This is a genomic window from Streptococcus sp. CL8.13 (genome assembly GCF_049737895.1).
In genome coordinates, this window is sequence record NZ_JBKOTT010000109.1 from 1 (window position 1) to 3,096 (window position 3,096).

Annotated in this window: 4 protein-coding genes; all 4 read right to left on the bottom strand. The window is 39.0% G+C overall.

Annotated features, from left to right (window positions below; genetic code table 11):
- On the bottom strand, positions 1-550 hold a 550-nt coding region (locus ACLNCN_RS04270; RefSeq protein WP_424844696.1), incomplete at its 3' end, for a homoserine O-acetyltransferase/O-succinyltransferase family protein.
- 182 nt (positions 551-732) lie between these two features.
- The gene (locus tag ACLNCN_RS04275) at positions 733-1,245 is read right to left on the bottom strand and encodes an adenine phosphoribosyltransferase (protein ID WP_001049320.1); all 513 of its coding nucleotides are present in this window, start codon (positions 1,243-1,245) and stop codon (positions 733-735) included.
- Between the two features lie 84 nt (positions 1,246-1,329).
- A complete protein-coding gene (locus ACLNCN_RS04280; RefSeq protein WP_424844697.1) occupies positions 1,330-2,088 on the bottom strand; it encodes a class I SAM-dependent methyltransferase in 759 nt (252 codons plus the stop codon).
- A 188-nt stretch (positions 2,089-2,276) separates the two neighbouring features.
- The coding region (locus ACLNCN_RS04285; protein WP_424844698.1) for an LPXTG cell wall anchor domain-containing protein at positions 2,277-3,096 on the bottom strand (820 nt) is incomplete at its 5' end.

Consider the following 3,096-nt stretch of genomic DNA (forward strand, 5'->3'; position numbering starts at 1 on the left):
CAAAGCCTCTAAAGAGAAGATGACCTTCCTTTAAAGTATCCTGAGGATAAATACCTGATAACTTACTGTCCATCTGGTATTTTTCAACCCCATAACGCAGATAGAGTCCCGCCTGAGCACCCCAACAGATATGAAGGGTCGAATAGACATGGGTCTTGGACCACTCGATTACCTGACTGAATTCCTCCCAATAGTCCACTTCCTCAAATGGTAAATGCTCAACTGGAGCACCCGTGATAATCATCCCATCAAAATACTCGTCCTTAACTTCAGGAAAAGTTTTATAAAAGGTCTCCATGTGCTCTGAACGAGTTGTCTTAGAACGGTGGCTTTCCATATAGAGAAAATCAATATCCAGTTGCAAGGGTGTATTCGCCAAATGGCGCAACAACTGGGTCTCTGTGACCATTTTTTGTGGCATGAGATTTAAAATTAAAATCTTCAAAGGACGGATATCTTGGTGGGCCGCACGTTGATCATCCATGACAAAGATATTCTCTGTCCGTAAAATCTCAACAGCTGGTAATTTTTTATCAATTCGAATCGGCATAACCCTCTCCTAACTGTACTCTTTCAGGAATAATTGCATATGTTTGAAGCCAAATCTCAAACACCTAGTCCTTTTATTATACTGCAAGAAGATATAGTTTTCAATTATACTTTTTCTCTAACTAGCTATAGTCTATTTTTATATCCTAATGTAGAGAAAACAGCCCTAGGGACTGTTTTTGATTAATAATGCATCAAAACTTTGTAATCGTAGTCACCGATTTTTTCACGGCCGTTCAATTCATCCAATTCAACAAGGAAGGCACAACCTGCTACAACACCACCAAGTTTTTCAATCATCTCGATAGTTGCCTTAACAGTTCCACCTGTTGCCAAGAGGTCATCTACGATAAGAACACGTTGACCTGGCTTAATGGCATCCGCGTGCATAGTCAAGGTATCAACACCATACTCTTTTTCATAGTCAGCAGAAATAACTTCGCGTGGCAATTTACCTGGTTTACGAACAGGTGCAAAACCAATTCCCAACTCAAAGGCAACTGGACAGCCCACGATAAAACCACGAGCCTCAGGTCCCACGACCATGTCGATTTTCTTGTCAGTAGCATACTGAACGATTTCACGAACAGCGTAGCTATAAGCATTCCCATCAGCCATCAAAGGACTGATATCACGGAAGGTGATACCCTCCTTTGGATAATTTTCAATTGTTGCAATGTAATCTTTTAAATTCATCTTTTTCTTTCTTTCAAAGTTTTTACTCTCTATTATACCATATTTTTTAAGAAAGAAAAAAGAAAAGTTAACTTCAATAATTATCTAACGATTTGACGATTTATGACTAGCCATAGCAATAAAGCCCAAGTTCTTTTTATTCTTATTAAACATTTTATACATAGTTAAAAACTGCTTTCTATTCTCCTTTTTACAAGCATTTACACAAATTTTCAAGGTTCCTAGCCAACCTTCGTCATAAATCATACCCGATAATTTCATTAATGTCATTTCACCAGTCAATACTTTCACATCACGATAACCTGATTCTATCATCACCTGTTCCCAACCATCTTGAGTTAAAGGACCTACATTTACATGAATTGCTTGTGATAATTCCTGTCTGACAGACTCTTTAGCTTCCTTAAGAAGCACATCATGTGTCAAGAGAAGACCTCCAGGTTTTAAAACCCTTAGATATTCCATTACACATTTTTTCTTAGCTTGATCGGCTTGCATAGTCAGCATAGCTTCATTTATAACAATATCAAAACTAGCATCTTGATAAGGAAGTTTCATTGCATTGGCTCTTTCAAAACTGATTAAATGAGCAACACCTGCCGTTTCAGCAGATTTTTTAGCCACTTCTAAAGCTTGAGCATCCATATCAACAGCAGTTATCTTGCAACCAAAACGCTGTGCCAACTCAATTGCTGTAGTTCCCCTATTACACGCAACCTCTAGTATTCTCTTTTCTTTTGAAAACCCTCCTTCCGCAATTAACCAATCTGTGGCACGTTTTCCACCTGGACGTAAGCGTTTTTTCCCCAATTTTGCTAAAAACTTATGACCTGCTTCTGACATTTGAACACCTCTGTTTTTTCTTCATTATAACATAAAATGATATTATCTAACAATTCTAATCTAGTTTTTGATGAACTATAATCAAACGCATACAGTTGACAAAGAGCCGAAAAAACCTGATGAATCGAATGATTCATCAGGTTTAAACAGATATGTTCATTGCAAACAAATCATATTAATTAGAAAGCTTAGTCTTCTTTCTTCTTGCGAGCTACAAATCCAAATCCACTCAATACTCCGAGAAGTCCAAGTGCTGCTAGGCTAGCATTGTCTTCTGTACCAGTATTTGGCAATTCACGCTTACCTTCAGCTTCTTTGACTGCTGTTGGTTGTGCTGGAGTAGCCGGTACTTGAGGTTTAGCTGGCTGTTCAGGCATTGCTGGAGTTGCTGGCTCAACTGGTTGACTTGGTTCAACTGGGGTTGGAGTTTGAACTTTTCTGAAGATATGTCTGATACTTCCATTCGGATCCGTCACAGTCTTCACATATTCATAACCTGGAATTGTTCCTGGCTCCTTAGAACCTGGCTCAGATGGTTTCACTGGATTACCATTTTCATCTGTCCAAGTTGTAATATTTTGGTTGCCTGGATTTGGTTGAGGAACAGGTGAAGGTGTTGGAGCTGGTGGTGTTACTTTTTCGTAGACATGTTCTACATCACCATTTGGAAGTTTCTTAGTCTCTACGAAGCGGTAACCTGGGATATCTTTCTTAGGTTGTTCGCCATCTTCTGTTGGATAGTTTGGAATTTCATTTCCGTCTTTATCCTTGTGACTTGTCTTAACTTTCTCATAAACGTGCTCTGTATCGCCGTTTGGAAGTTTCTTAGTCTCTACGAAGCGGTAGCCTGGGATATCTTTCTTAGGTTGTTCGCCATCTTCTGTTGGATAGTTTGGAATTTCATTTCCGTCTTTATCCTTGTGACTTGTCTTAACTTTCTCATAAACGTGTTCTGTATCGCCATTTGGAAGTTTCTTAGTCTCTACGAAGCGGTAACCTGGGATATCT